General features: G+C 30.3%; 22 protein-coding genes. 20 read left to right on the forward strand and 2 right to left on the reverse strand.

Features of this window, described 5'->3' with window-relative positions; all coding sequences use genetic code 11:
* Positions 1-67: 67 nt before the first annotated feature.
* The 19 genes from murC (at position 68) to FBF10_RS05215 (ending at position 21656) form a co-directional block, all read left to right on the forward strand.
* Positions 68-1366: a UDP-N-acetylmuramate--L-alanine ligase gene (gene murC / locus FBF10_RS05125; protein WP_079263717.1), complete on the forward strand. Its 1299-nt coding sequence runs from the start codon at positions 68-70 to the stop codon at positions 1364-1366.
* Positions 1359-1709, forward strand: coding sequence for a hypothetical protein (locus FBF10_RS05130; protein WP_002779109.1), 351 nt, complete (start codon positions 1359-1361; stop codon positions 1707-1709). Before murC ends, FBF10_RS05130 begins: the two co-directional genes overlap by 8 nt.
* Positions 1702-3909, forward strand: coding sequence for an endonuclease MutS2 (locus tag FBF10_RS05135; RefSeq protein ID WP_165433900.1), 2208 nt, complete (start codon positions 1702-1704; stop codon positions 3907-3909). The genes FBF10_RS05130 and FBF10_RS05135 overlap by 8 nt, the downstream gene beginning before the upstream one ends.
* 8 nt (positions 3910-3917) lie before the next feature.
* Positions 3918-7862: a restriction endonuclease subunit S gene (locus FBF10_RS05140; RefSeq protein WP_057033278.1), complete on the forward strand. Its 3945-nt coding sequence runs from the start codon at positions 3918-3920 to the stop codon at positions 7860-7862.
* Between the two features lie 42 nt (positions 7863-7904).
* A complete protein-coding gene (locus FBF10_RS05145) occupies positions 7905-8606 on the forward strand; it encodes an NAD-dependent deacetylase (protein ID WP_002888296.1) in 702 nt (233 codons plus the stop codon).
* Positions 8599-9198, forward strand: coding sequence for a LysE family translocator (locus FBF10_RS05150; RefSeq protein ID WP_002888294.1), 600 nt, complete (start codon positions 8599-8601; stop codon positions 9196-9198). Before FBF10_RS05145 ends, FBF10_RS05150 begins: the two co-directional genes overlap by 8 nt.
* A 3-nt stretch (positions 9199-9201) precedes the next feature.
* Complete coding sequence (dapE, locus tag FBF10_RS05155; protein WP_057033277.1) at positions 9202-10299, forward strand: succinyl-diaminopimelate desuccinylase; 1098 nt, start codon at positions 9202-9204, stop codon at positions 10297-10299.
* Positions 10300-10308: 9 nt separating this feature from the next.
* Positions 10309-12372 carry an N-6 DNA methylase gene (locus FBF10_RS05160; protein WP_002888290.1) on the forward strand — a complete coding sequence of 688 codons (2064 nt, stop codon included), beginning with the start codon at positions 10309-10311 and terminating at the stop codon, positions 12370-12372.
* A 4-nt stretch (positions 12373-12376) separates the two neighbouring features.
* On the forward strand, positions 12377-13102 hold the full coding sequence (locus tag FBF10_RS05165) for a DUF3800 domain-containing protein (protein ID WP_052804056.1): 726 nt from the start codon (positions 12377-12379) through the stop codon (positions 13100-13102).
* Positions 13102-13605, forward strand: coding sequence for a hypothetical protein (locus FBF10_RS05170; protein WP_052803905.1), 504 nt, complete (start codon positions 13102-13104; stop codon positions 13603-13605). The genes FBF10_RS05165 and FBF10_RS05170 overlap by 1 nt, the downstream gene beginning before the upstream one ends.
* Positions 13606-13731: 126 nt before the next feature.
* A complete protein-coding gene (locus FBF10_RS05175) occupies positions 13732-15174 on the forward strand; it encodes a restriction endonuclease subunit S (protein WP_052803904.1) in 1443 nt (480 codons plus the stop codon).
* Entirely contained in the window at positions 15171-15362 is a 192-nt protein-coding gene (thiS, locus tag FBF10_RS05180) for a sulfur carrier protein ThiS (protein WP_002853007.1), read from the forward strand. Before FBF10_RS05175 ends, thiS begins: the two co-directional genes overlap by 4 nt.
* Positions 15359-16162, forward strand: a complete 804-nt coding sequence (gene thiF, locus FBF10_RS05185) for a thiamine biosynthesis protein ThiF (RefSeq protein WP_014516791.1) — start codon at positions 15359-15361, stop codon at positions 16160-16162. The genes thiS and thiF overlap by 4 nt, the downstream gene beginning before the upstream one ends.
* Positions 16163-16164: 2 nt before the next feature.
* A complete protein-coding gene (locus tag FBF10_RS05190) occupies positions 16165-16941 on the forward strand; it encodes a thiazole synthase (RefSeq protein ID WP_020247017.1) in 777 nt (258 codons plus the stop codon).
* A 2-nt stretch (positions 16942-16943) separates the two neighbouring features.
* A complete protein-coding gene (thiH, locus tag FBF10_RS05195; protein WP_002852974.1) occupies positions 16944-18089 on the forward strand; it encodes a 2-iminoacetate synthase ThiH in 1146 nt (381 codons plus the stop codon).
* Complete coding sequence (locus FBF10_RS05200) at positions 18079-18684, forward strand: thiamine phosphate synthase (protein WP_002852949.1); 606 nt, start codon at positions 18079-18081, stop codon at positions 18682-18684. Before thiH ends, FBF10_RS05200 begins: the two co-directional genes overlap by 11 nt.
* Positions 18681-19571, forward strand: coding sequence for an AraC family transcriptional regulator (locus FBF10_RS05205; protein ID WP_002852985.1), 891 nt, complete (start codon positions 18681-18683; stop codon positions 19569-19571). Before FBF10_RS05200 ends, FBF10_RS05205 begins: the two co-directional genes overlap by 4 nt.
* A gap of 62 nt (positions 19572-19633) precedes the next feature.
* The gene (locus FBF10_RS05210) at positions 19634-20485 is read left to right on the forward strand and encodes an ATP-binding protein (RefSeq protein WP_002918514.1); all 852 of its coding nucleotides are present in this window, start codon (positions 19634-19636) and stop codon (positions 20483-20485) included.
* A gap of 7 nt (positions 20486-20492) precedes the next feature.
* A complete protein-coding gene (locus FBF10_RS05215; protein WP_020247016.1) occupies positions 20493-21656 on the forward strand; it encodes a CynX/NimT family MFS transporter in 1164 nt (387 codons plus the stop codon).
* Here FBF10_RS05215 and murG read toward each other — a convergent pair.
* Both murG and ftsW read right to left on the reverse strand, forming a co-directional pair.
* Complete coding sequence (gene murG, locus FBF10_RS05220) at positions 21627-22655, reverse strand: undecaprenyldiphospho-muramoylpentapeptide beta-N-acetylglucosaminyltransferase (RefSeq protein ID WP_002852970.1); 1029 nt, start codon at positions 22653-22655, stop codon at positions 21627-21629. The two genes, FBF10_RS05215 and murG, sit on opposite strands and share 30 nt — an antisense overlap.
* The gene (gene ftsW / locus FBF10_RS05225) at positions 22652-23815 is read right to left on the reverse strand and encodes a putative lipid II flippase FtsW (RefSeq protein ID WP_002853553.1); all 1164 of its coding nucleotides are present in this window, start codon (positions 23813-23815) and stop codon (positions 22652-22654) included. Before ftsW ends, murG begins: the two co-directional genes overlap by 4 nt.
* A 139-nt stretch (positions 23816-23954) precedes the next feature.
* On the opposite strand from ftsW, the gene FBF10_RS05230 reads away from it, so the two are divergent.
* A complete protein-coding gene (locus FBF10_RS05230) occupies positions 23955-25400 on the forward strand; it encodes an acetyl-CoA carboxylase subunit A (protein ID WP_002856595.1) in 1446 nt (481 codons plus the stop codon).
* Position 25401 lies beyond the last annotated feature (1 nt).

Consider the following 25401-nt stretch of genomic DNA (forward strand, 5'->3'; position numbering starts at 1 on the left):
CTAAGGTTTATATTTTCTTTTTAGTAAAAAAGTGCTAAAATTTAGCCTTTAAAGTATAAAGGTTTAAATGATGCAAAATATCCATTTTATCGGCATAGGCGGTATAGGAATTTCCGCTTTAGCAAGATTTTTAAAAGAAAAAGGTTTTAAAATTAGCGGAAGTGATCTTAAAGAGAGTAAAATCACTAAAGAACTAGAAAAAGAAGGGGTTAAGGTCAGTATCCCTCATCATAAAGACAATATTTTAAACAAAGATTTAGTTATTTATTCTGCTGCTATCAAAGAAGAAAATCCTGAATTTAAACACGCTAAAGAATTAGGCATTAAATGCCTTTCACGCAAGGAGGCCTTATCTCTTATTTTAGAAGATAAGCGTGTTTTTGCAGTTGCAGGAGCACATGGAAAAAGCACAACTTCAAGTATTTTGGCTTCTTTGCTTGATGATGCTTCTGTGATCATCGGAGCGATTTTAAAAGAATTTGGTTCAAATATGATTTATAAAGAAAGCCAAAACCTTGTTTTTGAAGCTGATGAGAGCGATAGTTCTTTTTTAAATTCAAATCCTTATTTGGCTATAGTTACTAATGCAGAAGCAGAGCATTTAGATCATTATGGTAATGAAGTTTCAAAACTCCATCATGCTTATACAGAGTTTTTAGACACGGCTAAAATTCGCGTGATTAATGCTGAAGATGAGTTTTTGAAAAATTATAAAAATGAGTCAATCAAGCTTTATCCAAGCAAAGATATCAAAAACTGCACCATGTGTATAGAAAATTTCAAACCTTTTACAAGCTTTGAGTTGAAAGATTTAGGTGAATTTAAAGTTTTTGGCATGGGATATCATTTAGCCCTTGATGCGTCTTTGGCGATTTTAGCGGCTTTAAATTTCTTAGATATAGAAACGATAAGAACTAGGCTTAAAAATTATCAAGGTATTAAAAAGCGTTTTGATATTTTACATGCTGATGAAAATTTGGTTTTAATCGATGATTATGGTCATCATCCTACCGAAATAAAAGCGACTTTAAGTGCAGCACAAGAATATGCAAGATTAGGCGGATATAAAAAAATCACAGCTATCTTTGAACCTCACCGCTACACGCGTTTGGCTACAAATTTAAAGGAATTTGCAAAGGCTTTTGAAGGTGTTGATGAGCTTATAATTTTACCTGTTTATGCTGCAGGAGAAGAGTCTATAGAACTTGATTTAAAGGCGGTTTTTCCTAAGGCTTTATTTGTAGAAGATATTAAAAGAGAGGGTAAATTTTTGGTGGCTTCTAAGGGGCAGGTTTTTGAAGAAGGGCTTATTATAGGTTTTGGCGCAGGAGATATCAGTAATAAATTAAGGCAAAAGAATGAGTAGGTTTTTTTTATATCTTTTAATCATCTTAATTTTAGCCTTAATCACTTTTGCTTTGCGTGAAAAATTAGGCAAAAAAACTAAACCTTTTTTTGGTATTTTGCTTGTGATTTTTATTGTTTTAGCAGTATTTTTTGAATTTGAAAACACGCAAAAAAGTCATTTAAGAACAGATATTATCGTAGCTTTTAATCAAAATAAAAATATTTTATGTAAAGATATAAATATCTCTAAAGCTTATTTTAATTACGAATTTGGGACAGGAAGCTTTATATCAAAGGATAATAATCAAAGCTTTAATTCGTTGATTATCGATATTAGAGATTGTAGGTTAAACGATGAATGAGATCAAAGAAGAATTACTTTTAAAACTTGATTTAAATACTTATTTGTATGAATTTAAGTCTTGTTTTGCAAGGGATAAAGAAATTTTTTTACAGGGGGATTCTCACCTTCATTTTAAGCGTATCAATGAGCTTTGCGAGACTGAATTTCCAAATTTGCCCGAGCTTTCAAATTTGGATAAGGCTTTGGTACATTTAAGCAAACAAGGAGTTTTACATTTAGATGAGATTTTTGAATTTGTAAAAATTTTTCGCTATTTTGAAAAGATCAAAAAGCTCAATTTAGGCAGCAATTTAAATTCATGGCTTGAAAAGATTGAATTTGTCAATGGAATTTTAGATCTTTGTGAAAAATTTGATGAAAAGGGCGAGTTAAAAGAAAGCTTAGATGAAAGATTGGTAAATATCAATACAGCTCTAAGATTAAAAAATGAAAGCATAATAGCTGAGTTTAAGAAATTTTGCTATACAAAAGCTTTAATGCCTTATCTTATCGATACACAAATCCATCTTATAAACAATCTTGAAGCCTTGCTTGTAAGAGGTGGGTTTAATCACGCTATTAAAGCAAAAATCATAGGTAGAAGTAGTGGGGGAGGATTTTACATCGTTCCGCTTAGTGTTGAAAATTTGCAAAATGATATAGAAAAAATCAAAAATCAAAAAGAAGAAATTTATTATGAATACGCTAAAAATTTCTCAGCTTTTTTAGCAAAAAATCTACCTTTTTTAAAATTTATCAATACAGCCTTTGATCTTTTTGACCATTATAGTGCTAGAGTTTTGCTTGCTAAAAAAAGGGATTTTGAATTTATTTTGTGCGATCAAAGTACGGATTTAGTGCTTAAAAATTTCGCCCATCCTGCCTTAAAAAATCCAAAAAGCGTGAGTTTGGAATTTAAAAAACAAGTTTTAATCATCACAGGGGTAAATGCAGGCGGAAAATCCATGCTTTTAAAATCCATGCTAAGCGCAGCATTTTTAGCTAAACATCTTTTGCCTATGCATATAAAAGCAAGTGAAAGTAAAATCGGTACTTTTAAAGAATTTGATGCCATCATAGAAGATCCGCAAAATGTTAAAAACGACATTTCAACTTTTGCAGGAAGAATGTTGCATTTTTCTAGGCTTTTTTCTAGGAAAAATTTGCTTTTAGGTATCGATGAAATAGAGCTTGGAACAGATTTTGAAGAAGCGGCTTGTTTGTATAGTGTGTTAATTTCAAAACTCATAGCTAATAATCTTAAAATCATCATCACCACGCACCACAAACGCCTTGCCATGCTTTTAGCAAAGAATGAGCAAGTTGAACTCATCGCTGCTTTATATGATGAAGAGCTTTCACGCCCAAAATATGAGTTTTTAAAAGGTACTATAGGAAAATCTTATGCCTTTGAAACCGCTTTGCGTTATCAGATTCCGCCGAATTTAGTTAGCGAGGCTAAAAAGCTTTATGGCGAGGATAAAGAAAATTTAGAAGAGCTTGTGGGTAAAAATATCAATCTTGAATTAGAACTAAAAGCTAAGCTTGAAAATGTCGAGAAAAAAGAGCAAAAAGTCGATGAAATTTTACTTTCCTTAAAAGAGCAAAAAGAAAAAAATGAACAAGAATTTCGTACGAGTTTGAGAAATTTAGAATTTAAATTTCACAAAGCCATAGAAGAAGCTAAAAAAACCATACAGCTTAAAGATATAAAAGACAAGCAAAGAAGTCTTAATAAAGCCAATGAACTTAAAAAAGAAATCATCTTGCCAAGTATGGAGCAAAACGAAGAATTGCGTGTGGGGAATTTTGTAAAATATGAAAAAATTAAGGGTAAAATCATAAGCATTTCTAAAAATGATGCTATGGTTGAAAGTGATGGGATCAAACTTCGTGTGCCTTTAAAACTGCTTAAAAAAAGCACTCCTACACCTAAAATAAGTCCAAAAACAAGCATTAGTGTGGCAAAACCGACTAATCTTAGCGTTAGCTTGGATTTGCACGGGCTTAGGAGTGATGAAGCTATTTCAAGGCTTGATAAATTTATTTCAGATGCTTTGCTTGCAGGCTTTGATGAAGTTTTAGTTTACCATGGTATAGGAACAGGAAAGCTTGCCTTTGCTGTAAGAGAGTTTTTGAAAACTCATAAAAGCGTTAAAGGCTTTAATGACGCACCGATTAGTCAAGGTGGCTTTGGTGCTAAGGTGGTGAGATTATAAGGAAATAAATGATTACAAAAGATAATTTAAAACAAGTTCTAGAAAACTTAGGCTTTAAAAATAAAAATGAAAATTATGTAAAAACAATCAATAATTACACACTTTTAATAGATTATAAAAGCCAAAGTATTAATTACCCAAAAGAAATAAAAATTCACGATAAAACTACTTCTAATTTTTCACACCCTGAAAATTTTGTAGTTTTTGAATGTGTGCATAGACTTTTAGAAAAAGGTTATAAGGCTGAACATTTAGAGTTAGAGCCAAAATGGAATCTTGGCAGGGATAAAAAAGGTGGTAAGGCTGATATTTTAGTAAAGGATAATGAAAACAATCCTTATTTGATTATAGAATGTAAAACCACAGATTCTAAAAATAGTGAATTTATAAAAGAATGGAATAGAATGCAAGAAGATGGCGGGCAGCTTTTTTCTTATTTTCAGCAAGAAAAAGGTGTAAAATATCTTTGTCTTTATACAAGTGATTTTAGCGATAAGTTAGAATATAAAAATTACATCATACAAGCTTATGATAACGAAGAATATCTAAAAGAAAAGGAATTACAAAATTCTTATAAAAAATCTAATAACAATATAGAACTTTTTAAAACTTGGAAAGAAAGTTATGAACTGCAATATTTTAAACAAGGTATTTTTGAAGCAAATGTCAATGCCTATAAAATTTTAGAAATTACTCCAACTTTTGATAATCTTAAAGAACTTAAAGAAGAAGGCAAATATCACGAATTTGCAAAAATTTTACGCAAGCATAATATATCAGGCAAGGAAAATGCCTTTGATAAACTTGTAAATATTTTTCTTTGTAAAATCTATGATGAAACTTTTAATAAAAACAATCTCAAATTTGGATATTTTGGTGTAATGGCAGATACTTATGCAAATATGCAAGATAGATTAATGTGGCTTTATAAAGAAGCTATGAAAGAATTCTTAGGAGAGAAAATTACCTTTGTATCTAATGAAGATATAGAAAAAGACTTTAAGCAATTAAAGATAAAAACTTTAAAAGAAGTAATGCAAAATTACATCAAAGAATTAAAATTTTATTCAAATAATGATTTTGCATTTTTAGAAGTGCATAATAAAGAATTATTCTTAAAAAATGCACTTGTATTAAAAGAAATAGTAGAGCTTTTTGCAAATTACAAGCTTACCCAAAACTCTACAAATCAATTTTTAGGCAATCTTTTTGAACTTTTTTTGCAAAAAGGTATGAAGCAAGATGAAGGTCAGTTTTTTACTCCTATTCAAATTTGTGAATTTATTATGTATTCTTTACCGCTTCACGAAATGTTAAGCAAAAACTCTAAAGCTTTAAGGGTGATTGATTATGCTTGTGGTGCTGGACATTTTTTAAACACCTATGCCAATGAGCTTAAGCGTTATCTAACAGAAGATGAGCTTAAAGAGCATTATAAAAATATTTATGGTATTGAAAAAGAGTATCGCTTAAGTAAGGTTTCTAAGGTATCAAGTGCAATGTATGGGCAAAATGAAATCAATATTTTATACGCTGATGCACTTGCTTCTTTTGAATTAGCAAATACAAATAATTTAGAAGGAGAAAAAGCAAAACCACAAATAGAATCAAATAGTTTTGATTTGCTTATAGCAAATCCGCCTTATTCTGTAAAAGGATTTTTAGAAACTTTAAGTGATAAATCTAAAAATACTTATAAACTTTTCAACGATGATATAAACATAGAAACAAATAATTCTATCGAATGCTTTTTTTGTGAGCGAGCAAATCAAATTTTAAATGATAATGCTAAAGCTGCTATTATCTTACCAAGTTCTATTTTAAATAAAGATTCTATTTATAAAAATACAAGAGAAATATTATTTCAAAATTTTGATTTTATTGCCATTGTAGAGCTAGGTAATCAAACATTTGGAGCAACAGGGACAAATACGATTATTTTATTTTTACGCAAAAAAGAAACTTTTAAACAAGAAAATCATCTTATTTCTCAAGATTATAGTTTGATTAAAGAACGCATAGAAGCTGAAAATTTAAAAGACAATGAAAGCTTTTATCAAAATTATCTAAGTGCATATTGTGATTTTAGAAAATTTGATAAAGAGCTTTATAGCAATTTTTTAAATGGAAACTTAGATTCTAAACTTGCAGAGTTAGAAGCCTTTAAAGATTATCGCAATGCATTTAGGCAAACAAGTGATTATAAAAAACTTAAAGAATCTAAAATTTATAAAGAAAGCGAAGATAAACAAAGTTTAGAAGATAAAGCCTTTTTAGCTTATGCTCAGGCAATCGAAAAGGATAAATTGCTTTATTTTAGTCTAAGTCTTAATCAAGAAGTTTTAATCATAAAATCCCCAAGTGATATAAAAGAACAAAAGAAATTCTTAGGTTATGAGTGGAGTAATAGAAAAGGTGATGAAGGTTTAAAAGAATTGCACGAGCCTTATTTGAGCCCACTTTTTGAAAGAGGCAATCCACAAAATGAGACTAAGCTTAATACTTTAATCTACAAATCTTTTTTAAATACGCTTGATGTTATCCCGCAAGAATTACAGACTTATGCTACAAAAGCAAGGCTTGTTGATATGATAGATTTTGAAAAAGTGGAATTTAATAAAGCCATAAGTTTAAATCCTAGTAATTTAATGCAAAATGAAATGTCTAATCCTTTTGTAAATTCTAAATATGAGTTGGTGGAATTTGGACAATTGACAAAAAGCTTAGGAAAAGGAAGGCGACCAGCTTCTTTTGCAGATTCTAATGGAAAATATCCTTTTATAAAGAGTTCTAGAATTTTAGAAAAATGCAATGAATATGATTTTGATATAGAAGCATTAATTATAGGCGATGGAGGTAGTGCTAATATACATTATATAAACGGCAAATTTTCTAGTTCAGACCATACATATATTTTTATTAATAATAAAAAAAATATTATTCTTAAGTTTATTTATTATGTGATTAATTCTAATTTACATATTTTAGAAGTAGGTTTTAAGGGTATTGCTTTAAAAAATATAGCAAAAAGTTTTATACAATCACTTAAAATCCCACTTCCGCCATTTGAAATTCAAAAACAAATCGTAGCAGAGTGTGAAAAGGTAGAAGAGCAGTATAACACAATAAGAATGAGTGTAGAAGAGTATCAAAAGCTAATCAAAGCAATGCTTCAAAAATGTGGTATTATAGAGGACAATCAAGAATATGAACTAAATTCTATTTTAGAAAATTTGCAAAAATTAGAATCTAAGCTTGATTTTAATCTCTTGTTTTCATTTATAGATGATTTTACTAATGCAAGGCAAGAAGACTTAAAGAAATTTAAAGAATTCGTCAAGAATATAAAAGCTATTTTAGGTACCTTTTCAACACCACCAAAACAAGGTTGGAATAAAGAAAAACTAAATGAAATTGTTAGCATTCAAAGCGGAGGAACACCTGATAGAAAAGTTAAAGAATATTGGAATGGAAATATCAATTGGGTAAAATCTGAAGTATGTCAAAATTGTTATGTTTATGATTATCAGGTTAAAGAAAAAATTACAGAATTAGGATTACAAAAATCATCGGCAAAATTATTAAAGAAAGAAACAACATTAATTGCATTAGTTGGTGCTACTATAGGTAAAATCGGTTTTTTAACTTTTGAAAGTGCAACAAATCAGAATATTACTGGCTTATATCCAAAAAATCTAAAAATCTTAAATACAAAATATTTATATTATGCTTGTATGGGCTTATATGGCCAATTTAGAAAATTAGGAGATTTTGCTATGGCTAATTCTAATTTTATAAAAAATCTTACAATCTCACTCCCACCGCTAGAAATTCAAGAAAAAATTGTTCAAAACATTGAATTAGTAGAACAACAAATTGATTTTCTTAATCTTAAATTAGAATTTTTAGAAAAAGAAAAAGAAAAAATCTTGCAAAAATATTTATTTTCTTAAAGCATTTTTCGCTAAACTTTGTAAATTTTATAAGGTTTAGCGATGAAAAACATTATGATATTAAGCGGAGCGGGTTTGTCTGCTCCAAGTGGGCTTAAAACTTTTAGAGATAATGATGGACTTTGGGAAGAATACGATGTGATGGAGGTTTGCTCTGCAACAGGTTTTAGAAAAAATCCTAAAAAAGTACTTGATTTTTACGATGCAAGAAGGGCACAACTTCAAAATGTAAAGCCAAATCATGCTCATGAAAAAATCGCACAATTAAAAGAAAAATGGGGTAAAAATCTTTTTGTCATCACGCAAAATGTAGATGATTTGCTAGAGCGTGCAGGGTGTAAAGATGTAGTACATTTGCATGGCTTTTTGCCTGAACTTCGCTGCTTAAAATGCGAAGAAATTTTTAATATAGGTTATGAAAAAATCACAGATAAACAATGCCCAAAATGCAAAAGCAAGGATTTAAGACACAATATAGTCATGTTTGAAGAGCAAGCTCCTGCTTATGCTACGCTTTATTCTTTGCTAAATCAAACTTCGCTTTTTATCAGCGTAGGCACAAGTGGGGCGGTTTTGCCTGTAGGGCGTTATGCTTCAATGTGCGAAAAAAGTATTTTAAATATCTACGAAAAAGATGCGAATTTAGAGCGGTATTTTGATAAAATCTACACTGAAGATATTATAAGCGCTATTGATAAAATCGCACTTGATATAGAAAATTTTATGAAAGATGGTAATGTTTGATTCTTTTTTAAGTGGAGTTTTTTTGGGCTTTGGAGTGAGTGTTCCTTTTGGACCTGTAAATATTTTGATTTTAACTTATGCACTAAAAGCTTTTAAAAATTCCATAGCTGTAGGACTTGGAGCATTTAGCATAGATATGCTTTATCTTTTTTTGCTTCAATTTGGGCTTTTAAATTTCTTAGACAATGTCATTTTTATGCGTTTTTTGGCGATTTTTGGTTTTTGTTTTTTAACTTATATGGCGTATTTGATGCTAAGAAAAAAGAAAGAAAGCTTAAATTTAGAGCATAAAGAATTTAAAGAAAGTCTTTTGAAAAGTTATATTAAAGGAGCTTTTTTAAATGGTTCAAATCCTTTTGTGATAGGATTTTGGCTTAGCGCTGCAAGTGTGGTTTTAAGCAGCAATCATGCTTATTTGATGACTTTAGGGCTTGTTGTGGCTATACTTTTTTGGGTAAGTGCTTTAGCCTTTGTGGTGGCAAGATATAGTCATGTTTTTAGTGCAAAAGTTGTTTTTATAATCAATATAATTTCAGCTATAATTATAGAGTATTTTGCTCTTAATTTATTATATAAAACTTTCTTAGGATAAAAAATGAATGCAAAAGAATTTTTAATCGAACTTTTAAAATTTAAATCTGTTACGCCAAATGATGATGGAGCTTTAAATTTCATCGCTATGGAACTGAGTGATTTTGAAGCTTTTTTTATAGAAAAAGAAGGCATTAAAAACCTTTTACTCACTAAAAAATTTAAAGATGAAGGCGAGCATTTAGCTTTTGGTGGGCATGTAGATGTGGTGCCTGCAGGCGAGGGTTGGAGTAATAATGCTTTTGCGCCTGTGGAAAAAGAAGGCTTTATCTATGCAAGGGGTGCTCAAGATATGAAAAGCGGAGTAGCAGCCTTTGTGGATGCGGCAAAGAATGCGGATTTTAAAGGAGCAAGGCTGAGTCTTATTTTAACAAGTGATGAAGAAGGCGAAGCTATATATGGAACTAAGGCTGTTTTAGAATGGATGCAAGAAAGAGATATGCTACCTGATTATGCCGTGGTTGCTGAGCCAACCTGTGTTAAAAAAATCGGCGATAGTATTAAAATAGGGCGTCGTGGTTCTATCAATGGAAAACTTTTAATCCGTGGAAAACAAGGGCATGTTGCTTATCCTGAAAAATGTATCAATCCTGTGCATGATTTTGCACCAGTGTTAAAGCTTTTAGCGGGTTTTGATCTTGATCCTGGAAGTGCTGATTTTAGTCCTTCAAAAATCGTTATAACTGATATTCGCGGAGGTATGGGGGTGTGTAATGTTACGCCAAATGATTTAAAACTTATGTTTAATGTTCGCAATTCCCCTGATACAAGCTTAGAAGATGTAAAAAGTTATGTAGAAAAAATTTGTCATGGTTTAAACTATGAGTTAGAGCTAAAACAATCAAGCGAAGCTTTTTTGACAAATATCGACAATAAAATCGTTCAAAAAATGAATGAAAGCGTTCAAAAAATCACCCATGAAGTGCCAGAGCTTAATACTAAAGGCGGCACAAGTGATGCAAGGTATTTTGCAAAATACGGTGTAAAGGTAGTGGAATTTGGGGTTTGTAATGATAGAATTCACGCTATTGATGAAAGAGTAAGTATAGAAGAATTTGAAAAACTTTGCCTTGTTTTTAAAGACTTGATAGAAAATTTTTAAAGGTTTAGAATGATTGAGGAAATTTTAAAAGATAGTGATTACAAGCTAGATCTATTTAGTAAAAAAGCTATTGCTGAATTGGAAACTAAAATTATAGCTAAAACAAACAAAAATAACCAAATTATATACTATACTAATTGCCTTATCCGCGATAAAGAAATTAAACTTACGCCAGAAGAAATTGTGCGTCAGCTTTATATCGATAAGCTTTTAAATGAATATAACTATCCTAAAGATATGATAAAAATTGAATTTGGTGTGCATTTTGGACGCGAAGTAAAAAGGGCTGATATTGTGATAATGGATAAAATCCAAATCACAACCCCATACATCATTATAGAAGTAAAAAAGCCAAAGTTGAAAGATGGCAAAGAACAATTAAAAAGTTATTGTAATGCTACAGGTGCAACTATGGCTGTGTGGTGCAATGGTAAAGAAATTAGCTATTATCATAGAAAAGATCCAAATTATTTTGAATCTATTCCAAATATTCCTGCATCAAACCAGACATTACCAGATCTGTTGAAAGTAAAATTTACCTTTGATGATTTGATTAAAGAAGATATTTTAAAAAGTCAAAAGCGAAGTTTAAAGAATTTAGTTACAGAAATGGAAGATGAGGTGTTGGCAAATGCTGGAGTTGATGTATTTGAAGAATGTTTTAAGCTTATATTTATAAAACTTTTTGATGAGCTAGAGGGTGCAAGAGATAGAACAAAGAGCTTAGAGTTTAGAAATTATGGAGAGTCTGATTCTGAACTTAAGCAAAAAATAGAAAAACTCTTTGATAAAGCAAAGAAAAAATGGGAAGGTGTATTTAATAATGATGAGAAAATTAAACTTTCTCCTTCGCACCTAAGTGTATGTGTATCATCATTGCAAAATGTAAAGTTATTTAACTCAAATTTAGAAGTGATTGATGATGCTTTTGAATATCTAGTGAATAAATCCTCAAAAGGTGAAAAAGGGCAATATTTTACTCCGCGTTATGTAATAGATATGTGTGTAAAAATGCTAAATCCTAAAAAAGATGAAAGTATGATAGATACTGCAAGTGGAAGTTGTGGATTTCCGATACATACTTGTTTTTATGTGTGGCGTTCAATTTATAAAGAAAGAGGCATAGAAGCAAGCCATCTCTTTACAGCCCAAGAAAAGATTTCTGAGTGTCAAGATTATGTAAAAGAAAAAGTGTTTGGTATAGATTTTGATGAAAAGAGTGTGCGCGTATCAAAAATGCTTAATCTAATTGCAGGTGATGGGCATACAAATGTTTTGTATTTAAATTCCATTGACTTTGATAGATGGGATGAATGGGTAAAAGATGATGAAGATTGGCAAGATGTGTATTTTGAAGGTTTTAAACGCTTAAAAAATTTAAGAGCAACTAAAAATCAAAATAGGGATTTTAATTTCGATATTTTAATGGCAAATCCGCCTTTTGCAGGAGATATAAAAGAGAGTAGAATTTTAGCTAGATATGAGTTGGGCAAAAAGGAAAATGGCAAACCTCAAAGTAAAGTAGGAAGAGATATTTTATTTATCGAACGAAATTTAGACATGTTAAAGCCTGGTGGTAGAATGGCTATTGTATTGCCACAAGGGCGTTTTAATAATTCAAGCGATAAATATATAAGAGAATTCATTGCACAAAAAGCTAGAATCTTAGCGGTTGTAGGACTTCATGGAAATGTCTTTAAACCACACACTGGGACAAAAACAAGTGTTTTATTTTTACAAAAATGGGATGATAAATTATGTCCAAAGTGTGAGGACTATAATATCTTTTTTGCTACTATGAGTGAGCCTAGCAAAGATAATTCAGGCGAAAAGATTTATTACCCACTTTTAGATTCTCATGATCATTTAGTAGTAAAACATGATTTATTTAATCCGCATTTAGAAGGAGATGAGCCTATAAAACAAAAAGATGAAAGCCAAGAAGAGTTTGACAAAAGAATACAAGAATATAGATTAAATGTAGAAAAATATAAAGACTTGCAAAAAGATGGCATAGCTGAAGCTTTTATTGAATTTGCAAAAGCAGAAAATTTGAGTTTTTGGAAAGAATAAGTGAATGGATAATATGAAAGAATTTAAAATTTTTTGCGATGAAAGCAATCATTTATTTTACAAAGATAATCCAACTTTGTGTTCAAAGGTTATGGTATTAGGAGCGCTTAAAGTTCCATCATCTGAAATTATTAAAATTAATAAAACAATTAAATATTTAAAGCATAAATATAAATATAATAAAGAAATTAAATGGACAAAACTAAATTTAAGTCAAAAAGGTTTTTATGATGAATTATTAGAATTCTTTTTTTCTTCTGTATATATGTGGTTTAAAGCTGTATTAATTCCAAATAAAACCATTCTGCAACATGATATTTACAATCAAGGAGATCATGATTTATTTTATTATAAAATGTATTATCAAGTATTGCATAATTTAATAGATATTGATACAAAAATAAAAATATATCTTGATTATAAAGATACGAAGAGTGGAGATAAAATAAAAGGATTGGAAAAAGTTTTGTTTAATAAATTTAAACAATCAGTAAATATAAAAATTTTTACAATTCAATCACATGAATCAAATATTGTTCAACTTGTGGATTTGTTAATAGGTGCTATTTCATACAAAGCAAGAAATGATATAGAGCATGTAAGTGAAATAAAAAATTATATTATAAATAAAATTGAAACATTGGCAAATATTGAATTGGATGCAGGAACGCCACCTTGGGAAAATAAATGTAATATTTTTAGGATTCAATTGGGTAAAGGTGAACAATAATGTATCATCTCTTGGATTTTAGCACTTGTAAATGTGAAAATGAAAAATTTGACTTAGCTTATAAAATTTTCAAACAAGACTTTATTGAGGCTCCATTGTATTTAGCAGGTTGTATTTATATAGATCCGCAATCACATAAGAAGCATAAGGGGAAAGAAAAGATATTTTGGCATATCACAACACGAGAAAACAAACAAAATAAAACAAGGGAGTTTGATAGCCAAAGAGCTTGCAGAATAAATTGGATTAAACAAATTATTATCAATCATACTCATCCCGAAATTAAAGCTTTTTATTATAAAGAGAAACGGGCAATCCGTTTTTATTTGTGGTTACATAACCATAATTTTATAGTTATTTTACAAAAGCTAGGCAGAAGTAGTTCATTTTTAGTGACAAGTTTCTATATAGATAAAGGATATAATAAAAATATTTATGAAAAAAGATATAGAAATTATATAAACGGAAATGATATAGAGCTAAAGAATTGCGAATGGTTTTAGGGGTTTGGTGCAGATTTAGGCATCTGCAAGAAGCATAAAAGCTAGCCATCTCTTTCTACCACCGGTAGTTGAGCTTTATAATTATAAATATTTTTTACTTAGATTGAAATAAAAAAAAGGAATAAAATGAATCTAAACCAAACTTTGCAGGAAAAATATCCACATTTAGAAGTAAGTGTATTAAAGCTTAGTGAAGTGAAAAAAAATATAGATTTTCGCATAGATGATAGTTTTTGGACAATGAAGCTTATCTATAACAATAAGTTGAACTATAAAAAAATAGGAGAATGTTTATTAAAATCTCAATATGGTATTTCAATAAATATGAATGAAGGGGGCGATGGTGTCCCTATTTATAGAATGAATGACATTGATAATATGCTTTGTAATTTTGAAGTCAAAAAATATGCTTTAATTGATAAAAATGAATTGCAAACTTTTAGGTTAAATTATGGAGATGTTTTGTTTAATAGAACAAATTCCTATGAGTTTGTGGGCAGAACAGGAATTTTTTATAACAATAGAGAAAACTTTGTTTTTGCTTCATATTTAGTAAGGCTTGTTTGCAATAAGGAAATTCTGTTGCCAGAGTATCTTACAGTTTTTTTAAATACGCATATTGGTAAAAAAGAGATAAGAAGAAGGGCTAGACCATCAATTAATCAAACAAATGTAAATCCTGAAGAATTAAAAGAAATTAAAATTCCCATTTTCCCTATGAAATTTCAGTTAGAAATTCAAAATTTGGTAAAAGATTCTCATAAGGCATTAGAAGAAAGTAAGGAGTTATATAAAAAAGCAGAGGAAACTTTATACCTTGAGTTAGGACTTGATCCAAAGAATCCATTGCAAAGTTTGCTAGATTCTAAAACAAATAATCCTACAAACTCACCAAATATCTCTATACACACATTAAAAGAATCTTTTCTAAAAACAGGAAGATTGGATTCTGAATATTATCAAAGTAAATATGAAGACATAGAAAAGATGATTAGAAGTTATAAAGATGGCTTTTGTAATTTAAAAGATTTAGTTAATGATATTTCAAGTGGTTTTGCATTTTCAAGTGATGACTACCAAGATGTTGGAGAGCTTGTATTAATTAGGATTAATAATATAAAAAATGCTACGCTAGATTTAAGCAATGTTATCTATCTTAAAAATGAAGCTTATAATTTAAGCCCTAAAGATAAAATAAAAAAAGGTGATATTTTAATTTCTATGTCTGGTAGCATTGGTTTGTCTTGTGTGGTTAGAGATGATATATCAGCTATGGTTAATCAAAGGATTTTAAAAATTTCGATTAAAAATTTTAATAGTGATGTTTTGGTATTGCTTTTAAATTCTTTTATTTGTAAAATGCAATTTGAGAGAATTGGTACAGGTGGGGTTCAAACAAATCTTTCTTCAATAGATATGCAAAATATCCTTATCCCTAAAATAGATTCTACAACTCAAGAAAAAATTGCAAAATATATACAAGAAAGCTTTAATTTAAGGAAAAAATCTAAACAATTATTAGATAATGCAAAAATTAAAGTAGAAGAGCAAATACAAGGAAAAATATGATTATCAATGGACAAAAGCTTGAGTTAAAAGAGCTTAAATTTATGGATTTTATCAAAGAAAAAGGCTTGAAAATAGAACTTATCGCCTTGGAATTAAATGGAGAGATTATACCTAAGAGTGAATTTGAAAATTTGATTTTAAAAGAAAACGATAAAGCTGAAATCGTAAGTTTTGTAGGAGGTGGATGATGAGAGTAAAATTCAATGGCAAAGAACTTGATACAGACTTTAAAACAAGTTTGGAATTTTTTGAAAATATCAGCAAAAATGAAAATGATGTATGGATTATCAATGGTTTTGCAACAAAAGAGAATATCGCTTTAAATGAAAATGATGAGCTTTTTTGTATAGAAAAAAATACTTTACCTCCAAAAGACGCACTAGATGCTATGATGAGGGCAAGACATACACCAAAGCTTCACGATAAACTTAAAAATGGGCGCGTGGCGGTGTGTGGTTTAGGCGGACTTGGATCACATATAGCGATAAATTTGGCAAGAAGTGGAGTGGGGTATTTAAAGTTGATTGATTTTGATGTGATTGAGCCTAGTAATTTAAATCGTCAGGCTTATCGTGTAAGTGATTTGGGCAAGTTTAAAACCGAAGCTTTAAAAGAGCAAATTAGCGAAATTAATCCTTATATCAGCGTTGAAATTTGTACCTTAAAAATCGATGAGGATAATTTAAAATCTTTGTTTAAAGATATAGATATAGTTTGTGAAGCCTTTGATAGTGCTATCGCAAAAGCGATGATAGCGCAAAATTTTCATAGATTTTACAAAGATAGTGTTTTAATCTGTGCTTCAGGGCTTGCGGGCTATGGTGATAGCAACAGCATACAAACAAGAAAAATTGCTAAAAATTTCTATGTGTGTGGGGATTTGGTAAATGGTGCTAAGCTAGGAAATGGACTTATGGCGCCAAGGGTAAATATTTGCGCAGGACATCAAAGTAACCTTGTTTTAGAGCTTTTAGCAAATAAGGAGTAAAAATGCAAGAAAATTTAAAAAACGATAAATTAAAAATAGGCAAATACGAGTTTGATTCAAGATTTATTTTAGGTTCTGGAAAATATTCGCTAGAGCTTATAAAATCAGCTATAGAAGAAGCTAAAACACAGATTATCACTCTAGCCTTACGCCGTGCAAATACAGGGGAAATTGCTAATATACTTGATTATATCCCTAAAAATATCACACTTTTACCCAACACTTCAGGCGCAAGAAACGCCGAAGAAGCCTTACGCATTGCAAGGCTTTCAAAAGAGCTTGGTTGTGGAGAACTTATCAAGATAGAAGTGATAAGTGATAGTAGGTATTTGCTGCCTGATAATTATGAAACGATTAAAGCTTGCGAGCTTTTAGCTAAAGAGGGTTTTACACCTCTACCTTACATGCATGCTGATCTTTACGCAGCTAAAGCTATGCGTGATGCAGGAGCTGCGGCTATCATGCCTTTAGCAGCACCTATTGGGAGCAATAAAGGCTTATGTGCTAAGGAATTTATACAAATTTTGCTTAATGAAATTGATTTGCCTATCATTGTAGATGCGGGTATTGGAAGTCCTTCACAAGCTTGTGAAGCTATGCAAATGGGAGTAAGTGCGGTGATGGTAAATACAGCCATAGCTGAAGCTAAAGATATAGCCTTGATGGCTAAAGCTTTTTCTTTGGCAGTAAATGCGGGAAGAGCGGCTTTTTTGGCAGGTTTGGCAAGTGTGAGTAAAGCTAAAGCAAGTTCTCCATTAACAGGCTTTTTAAGGGATTGATTATGCAAGATTATATGCAGTATTTACCTCACATGCAGGAAATAAAAAGCGAAATTTTAAATAAGGTTTTAAGTCAAGTTCAAAGCTATGATGAGAGTCAATTTAGCGCTAAAGATGTTAAAAATGCTTTAAATCAAACACATTTAAGCATAGAGCATTTAAAAGCCTTGCTTTCAAGTGCAGCAGAAGATTTCATAGAAGAATTAGCCTTTAAATCCGCTAAAGTCAAGCAAAAATATTTTGGAAATTCTATCTCTCTTTTTACCCCACTTTATTTGTCAAATTATTGTAATTCTAAATGTGTTTATTGTGGTTTTCAAAAAGGTAATAAAATCGCAAGAGCTAAGCTAAATGAAGCTGAAATTCACGAAGAAATGCAAGCCATTGCTAAAAGTGGTTTAGAAGAAATTTTAATGCTAACAGGCGAGGGCAGGGAGTTTGCAAGTGTAGAATATATAGCAAATGCTTGTAAAATAGCTAGAGAGTATTTTAAGGTTGTGGGCGTTGAAATTTATCCTATGAATGAAGATGAATATAAAATTTTGCATGAAAAGGGTTGTGATTATGTGACTGTTTTTCAAGAAACTTACAATCCTCTAAAATATTCTAAAATTCATTTAGCTGGTGAAAAACGCATTTTTCCTTATCGCTTTAATGCTCAAGAAAGAGCTTTAAAAGCGGGTATGCGTGGAGTGGCTTTTGCGGCACTTTTGGGTATAGATGATTTTAGAAAAGACGCTCTTGCTACGGCGCTTCATGCACATTTTTTACAACAAGCTTATTCGCATGCTGAAATTTCTATTTCAGTGCCGCGTTTAAGACCTATTATCAATAATGCCAAAATCCATCCTAAAGATGTAAGTGAAAAACGCCTTTTGCAAGTACTTTGTGCTTATAGACTCTTTTTGCCTTTTGCGGGCATTACCATTTCAAGTCGTGAAAGAATAGGTTTTAGAGATGAGGTTATCAAGCTTGGTGCTACTAAAATGAGTGCAGGAGTGAGTGTGGGTATAGGTGAGCATAAGGGTGAGAAAAAGGGTGATGAGCAGTTTGAAATTTCAGATGATAGAAGCGTAGATGAAATTTTAGCTATGCTTAAAAGATCCAATTTACAAGCTGTGATGAGCGATAGTATCTATGTGGGATAAAAAAATCATCGCCATAAGCGATAGAAAATGTGTAGAAATAGACTTTTTAAAGCAGATTGAAAAACTTGCTAAGGCTAAGGTAGATGCTATAGTTTTAAGAGAAAAAGATTTAAGCGAATTTGAGTATTATGACTTAGCAAAAGAAGTTTTAAGCATTTGCGCAAAGCAAAAAGTGACTTGTTTTTTGCATTTTTTTGATAGGGAGTGTTTAAAATTGGGACATCGTTATTTTCACGCACCGCTTTCTTTGCTAAGAAAAGAACCTAAATTAACAAAATATTTTCATATACTTGGTACTTCAGTCCATAGCAAAGAAGAGCTTTTAGAGGCGATGAGCTATAAGGTAAATTATGCTTTTGTAGGGCATATTTTTGAAAGTTCTTGCAAGATGGGTTTAGAACCTAAAGGGATTGATTTTTTAAAATCCTTGCTTGAATTTAGTCAAATTCCACTTTATGCTATAGGCGGTATCAATGCTCAAAATATAGAAAATTTTAAAGATATAAATGTAGTAGGTGTTTGCATGCGTGAAATTTTAATGAAAGAAAAAGATCTTAAAAAGTATCTTTTAGAATGTAGGCAAAATTTACGATGAATAAAATTCTTTCTTTACCAGAAGATTTAAAGCAATTAAAAGGTGTCAATTATAAAAAAATTAAATCTTGCACTTTTGCTAAATATACACAAACGGATACTTCGCATTCTACTTTTGTTAATGTAGGAAGTCATCTTTTAACTTTTGTTCGCAAAGGATATAAAATTTTACACACTGCATCAAAAGATTATAAGATTAACTCTTATGAAACTTTGTTTTTAAAAGCTGGGAGCTATACTTTAAGCAATGTAGGACTTAGTAAAGGAGTTTATGAAGCTTATTTATTTTTTTTTGACAATGCATTTTTAATTGAGCTTATTTATAAGTATAAAGATTTTTTTAAACTAGATCAAAAGTTTCAAAACTATGAAATTTTTTGGGTAAAAAATGATAAGATTTTGCAAGGAATTTTGGAAAGTTTTTCACCGCATTTTGAAGAAAATACGCAAATTTTAGATCCTATAGTGAGTTTGAAATTTGAAGAGATTTTTTTACATTTGCTTTTAAATAAGAATATTTATTTTATTAGTTTTTTATCAGGAATTTTAAAAGAATTTCGCCTTGATCTTTCCCAGCTTTTTGAGTATTGTGGTAGAGAATTTTTAAGCGTAAATGAAATGTCTAATTTTGCGAAATTAGATTTAGCAACTTTTTCTAAAGAATTTAAGAAATGTTTTGGACAAAGTCCTAAAAAATGGTTAGATGAAAAAAGGTTGCAAAAAGCAAAGATTTTACTTAAATTTTCTAAAAAAAATATCAATGAAATAGCTAATGAGTGCGCTTTTTCTTCGGTAGCTTGGTTTATTGAAAGATTTAAAGAGAAATATGAGCAAACTCCTAAGCAATATCAAAAAACAAAAAACTTGTATTTTTTATCAAAAAACTAGCACATTTTTTTTATCTAAATAAATATAATTCAATGAAAATATTTTTAAATAAAGGAGAAAATATGAAAAAATATGTTTTAAGTTTAGCGCTTCTTGGAAGTTTGCTTGGTGCAAGTGAATTAAAATATCAAGAATTTGATGGTTTTAAAAGCCCTGAAAGTATTTTTGTAGATAAAAACTATGTTTATGTATCTAATGTAGGAGAAAAACTTGAACCTTTGGCGAAAGATAATGATGGATTTATTTCTAAGCTTGATAAAAATGGCAAAGTGCTAGAATATAAATTTTTAACCCATCTTAATGCACCAAAAGGCATGATGGAGATTGGAAAAACTCTTTATGTGGTAGATATCGATGTTTTACGCGGTTTTGATCTTAAAACTAAAAAAGAAATTTTTAATTTACCTATTAAAGGTGCAATCTTTTTAAATGACATAGAAAAATTAGACGACAATACGCTTTTGGTTAGCGATACTGGCACAGGGCTTATTTTAAAGGTTGATTTAAAAACTAAGCAATATGATGAATTATTAAAACTTGATTTAGCAAAATTTGGCGGTCCAAATGGGTTATATCTAGATAGAAAAAAACATAAGCTTTTTATAGCTGGTTATCATCCTGATGGTGTAAGTGGCGGTGTTGTAATGGCTTATGATTTAAATACAAAAGAACTCAGTATAATTAAAAATGAAAAAGAATCTTATGATGGAATAGTTCCTTATAAAGATGGTTTATTGGTAAGTTCTTGGGGAAATAATCTAAATGGATATATTTATAATTTAGATAATGTTAAATCTGTAAAACTTGAACTTCCTTTGATGAAAGGTCCTGCAGATATATTTATTGAAGGTAATATTTTATGGATTCCTAAGATGGCAGAAGGTAAAATATTCAAAGTAGAACTTAACAAATAAGGCTTTTATGGCTTCTTTTAAAAAGATATTTTGGATTAATGTTATTATTGTTATTATTGTAGCTTTTAATCTTAGAGCCCCAATTACTGCAGTGGGGCCTATTATTGATATTATTAAAGATAAGTATTATTTAAACTCAACCGTAGCAGGCATACTTACAAGTCTTCCTTTGATAGCTTTTGGAAGTATTTCTTTTATTGTGGGGTATTTTTCTCCTATTCGTGCTATTGTTTTTGGAATTTTTTTAATTTTTTTAGGCGAAATTATTCGTTCTTATTTTGGTGTATATGGCTTATTTTTAGGAATGTTAGCAATGGGCTGTGGTATAGCAATTGCAAATGTTTTACTTCCTAGTTTTATTAAAGAAAAATTTCCAAAAAAAATGGCAAGTATAATGGGAATTTATAGTCTTGTTTTGAGTATTTCTTCGATTATGGGTATTGCTTTAGCTATACCTTTGCTTAGTGTATTTGATTTAGCTGGAGCTATGTTTTTCTGGGCTATTTTTTCTTTTGTAGCTTTAGTAGTTTACTATCCTCAAGCTAAAAATGGTAGATTTTTTCGCATTAAGAAAAAAGCTCATAAAAAAATCAATCTTTTTATAAATTTAACAACTTGGAAAATTACTCTTTTTATGGGATTTCAAAGTTTTTTAGCTTATTCTTTGTTTTTTTGGTATGTTCAAATTGTTGTAGAAAAAGGATTTGATAAAGAATTTTCTACAAGTATGGTTTTATTTGCTCAACTTGTTGCAGCTCCAGTGTCTCTTTTTGGCCCTTTACTTTTAGGAAAATTAAGACAAAATTTACATACTTTTTACATAGCAGGTTTGTGCAGTATGTATGTGATCGCTTTTGGTATGCTCTTTATTTTTGATAGTAAAATTTCTATTATTATCAGTGCTTTTATCATGGGTTTTCCATGGGGTGGAGTTTTTGGCATTGCGTTGCTTTTTATTGCACAAAAAAGCTCTAATGCTCAAATAGCAGCGAGACTTTCTGCTTTAGCTCAGGGTTTTGGATATTTAATTGCAGCACAAGGACAATGGATTATAGGTTTTTTGCATGACAAATTTGAAAATTTTTCATTTGCTATTTTGATGTTAGTTTTTGTTGGAATTTTAGTAAATATCTTTGGATATTTATCTTATAAAAGTCAAATTATCAAATAAAGCTTTTTGGATTAGCATATCTGCGCCATTTTTTTGGGTTATATTTTGCAATCTTGTAGAAATATTTTCTAGATTTAGTTTTAATATTGACTTAAAAAATTCATCAAGATTAATAGAGTTTTGCATAAAAATTTGACATAAAGCTTGATCTTGTAAAAATTTAGCATTAAAGTATTGATGATTTTTAGCTGCATAAGGATAAGGTATAAAAATAGTGGGCAAAGTATTAGCACAAAGTTCAAAAAGAGTACTTGCACCTGCTCTTGATATAGCTAGATCTGCATTTTTCATTTTTTCTTCCAAATTTAAACTAAAATCAAAAATATCAGCTTGGATATTTAAGCTTTGATAATGTTTTTTGCACTTTTCAAAATCATTTTTTCCACATTGATGGATGATTTTGATATTTTGTTCTTGAAGTTTTGGTGCTAAATTTAAAGCTAGTTCGTTTATAAAGCTAGCTCCTTGTGATCCTCCTAAGAAAATAATATTTTTTAATTCTTTGCGAATCCTAGCATTATCAAAAAATTTATCTGCTACAGGATAAGGGCTAATTTCTTTTTCAAAGGCGCTAAAAAATTTTGTAGCGAAAGGTTTTAAAAGCATATTTAAAGAGCCGCTTTTTGAATTTTGTTCATGTATAAAAAGAGGCAAATGTGAGAATAAAGCCGCAAAAGATGCAGGAGCTGCACTGTATCCACCTACACTAAAAACGGCTTGGATGTGGTATTTTTTAAAAATTTCTCTACAATCTTTGGAGAGTTTTAAGGTGTGGAGTAAAGAACTGATTTTGTCAAATTTGCTTTGATTAACCACTCCTTTAGAGCTTAAAAAAAATTTTTCCTTAAAGCGTACTTCATTTTCAAACCAAGCTTTATCTTGACCATTTTGACTACCTATGTATACACATTCTATATTTTTTTTAATCGCACTTTCTAATAAGCAACGCACTATGGCCAAATGTCCTCCAGTTCCACCACCTGTTAAAGCTATTGTCATAATTTAACCTTTTTTGAAATCATTAATACATATCCTATGCCTATGCAAATTGCCCACATTGAACTTCCTCCATAGCTTAAAAGTGGAACCGCTACACCTTTTAGTGGAGTAAGAGAAATAATACCAAAAGCATTCATAAAGAAAGAAAAAAGTAAAAGTAAGGCTATGCCTGAACAAAAAATAAAATCTTGTTTAGCTTCACATCTTCCTGCAATTCTAAAAATTCTTAAAATCATCCAAAGATAAATATAGCAAATAACCCCAAGACCTAAGAGTCCTATTTCTTCAGTAATTCCTGAAAGAACAAAGTCAGTATGCACTTCACTTAAAAAGCCTAATTTAAAAGTTCCAAGTCCTAAGCCTTCGCCAAACATTCCTCCATGGGCTATAGCATTTAAAGAGTGTGAAATTTGATAAGGCTCGCTGTTGCTACTTACTCTTAAAGCATTTGCCAGCCAATCAGGAAGCATAGGTAAAAAAGCATCTTGTATATTTCCCCACCAAGAAGCGATTCTTTGAATTCTTCTTTGGTTGCTAAAAATTACCATTATACCTATCATCATAATGATTAAAGTTCCAAAAGCAAAAAGTCTTTTACTAGCTCCTGCAAAAAAAGCTAAAGCTAGAATCAAAAAGAAAGAAATTACACTTTGTCCTAAATCGTTTTGAGTGATATAAATATATCCTATAACTATAGAAGCTAAGATACAATAAGGCAGAAGAATTAAAGCCTCGTGTCTGATAGCTTTTTTACTATCATCAATACGCCTTGTATAGCTCCATGCTAAAAAATAAATCAATCCTATTTTAAAAAATTCCACAGGAGAGATAGAGAGTGGGCCTAAGCGTATCCAGCGTTTAGCTCCTCCGCTAGCTGTTGCTAATGCAGAAGGTAAAAATGGCAAAATGATGATAAAGATAAAAGAAATAATCAAAATAGCTAAAATAATTTTTTTAGAAAGTGCTTTATCAGGATCCAATCGAGAAATAAAAAACATTATAAGTATGCCACTAATTCCAAAAAAAAGCTGACGAATAAAAAAATGAAACTCGCTATAGTCAAGAAAAAGAACAGTAAAAGCTGTAAGAGAGTATGAAAATACTATTCCTATGGTGATTAAAATACAACTTAAATAAAATAATCTTTTATCAGCAACCATTATAATTATAACTTTTCTTTATTGGAATTAAAATTTTAAAAAGTTTTATTATAACTAAAATAAATTAAATTTTTTGCTAAGTTTTTGTAAGGAAAATTTGCTAAAATTAACAATAAAAATATAACAAAAAAGGCAAATTATGAATCAAATCCATAAAATTCTCATAGCAAATAGAGCTGAAATAGCTGTTAGAGTAATCCGTGCTTGTAGAGATTTACATATTAAAAGTGTTGCAGTTTTTACAGAGCCTGATCGTGAATGTTTGCATGTAAAAATCGCAGATGAGGCTTATCGCATAGGAACGGATGCTATAAGAGGATATTTAGATGTTGCTCGTATTGTCGAGATTGCTAAGGCTTGTGGTGCTGATGCGATCCATCCTGGTTATGGATTTTTAAGTGAGAATTACGAATTTGCTAAGGCTTGTGAAGATGCTGGAATTATTTTTATAGGTCCAAAATCTGAAGTAATCCATAAGATGGGAAATAAAAATATCGCTCGTAAGTTAATGGCTAAAAATGGCATACCTATTGTTCCAGGGACTGAAAAATTAAATTCCTATAGCATGGAAGAAATTAAAATTTTTGCTGAGAAGATTGGTTATCCTGTTATTTTAAAAGCTTCAGGTGGTGGAGGTGGACGCGGAATTCGCGTTGTTCATAAAGAACAAGATCTTGAAAATGCCTTTGAATCTTGCAAAAGAGAAGCTTTAACATACTTTAATAATGATGAAGTATTTATGGAAAAATATGTAGTTAATCCCAGACATATAGAATTTCAAATTTTAGGAGATAACTACGGAAATATTATCCATCTTTGTGAAAGGGATTGTTCTATTCAAAGAAGACATCAAAAGGTAATTGAGATAGCACCTTGCCCTGGAATTTCAGATAATCTTAGAAAAACCATGGGTGTTACAGCTGTGGCAGCTGCTAAGGCTGTAGGTTATACAAATGCTGGAACTATAGAGTTTTTGCTTGATGATTATAATCGCTTTTATTTTATGGAAATGAATACAAGAATTCAAGTTGAGCATCCAATTACTGAAGAAATTACAGGTATTGATCTTATTGTAAGACAAATTCGTATTGCAGCAGGAGAAATTTTGGACTTAGAACAAAGCGATATTAAACCTAGGGGTTTTGCTATTGAAGCTAGAATTACTGCTGAAAATGTATGGAAAAATTTTATTCCAAGTCCTGGAAAAATAGGAGAATACTACCCAGCTCTTGGACCATCTGTTAGGGTTGATAGTCATATTTATAAAGACTATACTGTGCCGCCTTATTATGATTCCATGCTTGCAAAGCTTATTATTAAAGCAACAAGTTATGATTTAGCGGTTAATAAACTTGAGCGTGCTTTGAAGGAATTTGTGATTGATGATATTAGAACAACAATACCATTTTTAATTGCCATTACAAAAACAAGAGAATTTAGAAGGGGGTATTTAGACACCTCTTTCATAGAAACACATATGCAAGAATTATTAGAAAAAACAGAAGATCGTCATCAAGAAAATAAAGAAGAAGTTATAGCTGCAATAGCTGCTACGCTTAAAAAAATACGAGAAAGTAGGGAATAAT

Origin of the sequence: Campylobacter sp. CFSAN093249 (assembly GCF_011067895.1) — a bacterium.
Taxonomy (GTDB): Bacteria; Campylobacterota; Campylobacteria; order Campylobacterales; family Campylobacteraceae; genus Campylobacter_D; species Campylobacter_D jejuni.